Source organism: Synechococcus sp. R55.7 (genome assembly GCF_047461955.1).
Taxonomy (GTDB): Bacteria; Cyanobacteriota; Cyanobacteriia; order Thermostichales; family Thermostichaceae; genus Thermostichus.
Genome location: NZ_JANSIC010000110.1, coordinates 7733 through 8864 on the forward strand (window position 1 = coordinate 7733; position 1132 = coordinate 8864).

A 1132-nucleotide genomic window follows, 5' to 3' on the forward strand; every position below is an offset into this window, starting at 1 on the left:
GCGATCCAACTCAGCTTGCAATTCGGCGATCTTCTGGCGCAAACGGGCCGCTTCTGAAAGTTCGATGGCCGTGCCTGCCTCGCCCTCGGCATTGCTAATGTCGTCGATGGTGATCTTGCGGGGACCGGCAGTTTGTCTGTCTTCTCCCTTGCGGTTGGCGTTGGCGGCGATGGCATCCATGTAAGCCCGCGCCTCTTCAGCGGTCATCGCCCCCCGCTCCACCAGCTCGTCCACCAAAGCTTGCGCCTGCTTGCGCAACTCCATCAGACGGATACCCGCTTTGCTGGCCACCTTGGCAGCATTATCCGCCGCCACAGCCGCCAAACCCATGCCGAAGTAAAAGGCTTTTTGAGCCCAGTTGGCGAGGGGATTGTCTGTTTCGGACATAGTGTAATGCGCTGCTAGGGCAAGGAGGAGAGAACCCAGCAGAGAGAAGTAGGGCTGCAAAGGGCGACCCGGGTTGACGCGCCTGCTCAGAGCATCCCGTGGTGCTGCTATCTTCCGATCCTGACACGGTTTGGGCGTCGGAGCTGCACGGACCCAGGTCTTCCAGTAGCCTAGCATTTTTCCCCTCTGCCCTGCTCGGCTTTCTTGGGCAACAGATGGGTTTCTCAGGGGGCTAGGGAGTTTCAGGCGGCTCCAGATAAACAGGGATCCGCTCTACGGCTGTATCGCTGCGCTGCACCTCCTGTTCCTGAACTTGAGGAAGGGTTACCGGCAGGGTAACCGGTTGAGCAACAAAACAACTGGCCACGGGCAGCGCTTGCTCCAGTTCGTCCAGAGGGCGGGGGATCACTGCCACCGCGTGCAATTCCCCAATGCGCTCTGCTTCGTACATGCCGGCATCGATGGCAATGGCCACGTTGGCCACTGTACCGCGGATAATGGCCGTACATAGGCCATCCCCAATGGTCTCGTAGGCCGCCAGTTGGACATCCGCGGTTTTGAGCATGACATCGGCAGCTCCCACCATTGCCGGGAAGCCGCGAGTTTCCAGCAGGCCCACGGCCAAGTTACTGAGGCGGCTGTAGCCGCGGTTTTGTGCCAGTTGAGACAGCTTGCTGCTGATCGGCAGTACCACTTCCAAGTTGGGCAGGGGGCGCGGGATCACCAAACTGGAGATCTCCTCTTG

Annotated in this window: 2 protein-coding genes and 1 other RNA gene; all 3 read right to left on the reverse strand. The window is 59.9% G+C overall.

The window, feature by feature from the left end:
• Positions 1-387 (reverse strand): hypothetical protein (locus NW820_RS07415; protein WP_414407119.1); only part of this gene is annotated, 387 nt, incomplete at its 3' end.
• 62 nt (positions 388-449) lie between these two features.
• Positions 450-547: signal recognition particle sRNA small type (ffs, locus tag NW820_RS07420), an RNA gene on the reverse strand.
• Positions 548-619: 72 nt separating this feature from the next.
• Positions 620-1132: carbon dioxide-concentrating mechanism protein CcmK (locus NW820_RS07425; RefSeq protein ID WP_414407120.1), on the reverse strand; the 513-nt coding region annotated here is incomplete at its 5' end.